1 protein-coding gene is annotated in these 1,108 nt (G+C 46.6%); it reads right to left on the bottom strand.

Annotation, left to right across the window (positions count from 1 at the left end; all coding sequences use genetic code 11):
* Window positions 1-1,108: elongation factor G (locus tag R7P67_RS25880; RefSeq protein ID WP_318086462.1), on the bottom strand; the 1,108-nt coding region annotated here is incomplete at both ends.

Consider the following 1,108-nt stretch of genomic DNA (forward strand, 5'->3'; position numbering starts at 1 on the left):
ACGATGATATCTAGGTGAAGTTCACCCATACCAGAGATCAGAGTCTGACCTGTTTCGTCGTCCGTTTCTACGCGGAATGATGGATCTTCCGCAGCCAGTTTACCTAGCGCGATACCCATTTTCTCTTGGTCTGCTTTAGAACGAGGTTCTACAGCGATCTGAATAACTGGTTCAGGGAATTCCATGCGCTCCAGAATCACTTTGTGGTTCTGGTCACACAGTGTGTCACCTGTCGTTACATCTTTCAGACCGATAGCAGCTGCAATATCACCAGCGCGAACTTCTTTGATTTCTTCACGCTTGTTTGCATGCATCTGAACGATACGACCGAAACGCTCTTTCTTCTCTTTTACAGAGTTGTAAACCGCGTCACCTGAGTTAACAACACCAGAATAAACACGCATGAAAGTAAGCGTACCCACGAATGGGTCTGTCGCGATCTTGAACGCCAGTGCTGAGAACGGTTCATTGTCGTCTGCGTGACGCTCAATTTCGTTATCTTTCTCGTCAACACCTTTAATTGCAGGTACGTCAGATGGCGATGGCAAAAATTCGATTACTGCATCCAGTACCGCTTGAACACCTTTGTTTTTGAACGCACTACCACAAGTAGCCAGTACGATTTCGTTGTTTAGTGTGCGAGTACGTAGAGCTTGTTTGATCTCAGCTTCGGTCAATTCACCTTCTTCAAGGTACTTGTCCATTAGCTCTTCACTTGCTTCTGCTGCTGACTCAATCATGTGATTGCGCCATTCTTCAGCAAGCTCGATCATGTCTGCTGGAATGTCTTCGTAAGTGAACGACATGCCTTGGTCGGCATCATTCCAGTTGATCATTTTCATCTTGATAAGGTCGATAACACCACGGAAGTCCTCTTCAGCACCAACGTTTAGTTGGATTGGAACAGGGTTCGCACCAAGACGGTTTTTAATTTGATCCACAACGCGTAGGAAGTCTGCACCTGCACGGTCCATCTTGTTTACAAACACCATGCGAGGAACGTGGTATTTGTCAGCTTGACGCCATACTGTTTCAGACTGAGGTTCAACACCAGACGAGCCACAGAACACAACCACTGCACCATCAAGTACACGAAGAGAACGCTCTA

The sequence above is a fragment of the Vibrio sp. Vb0937 genome (genome assembly GCF_033338855.1).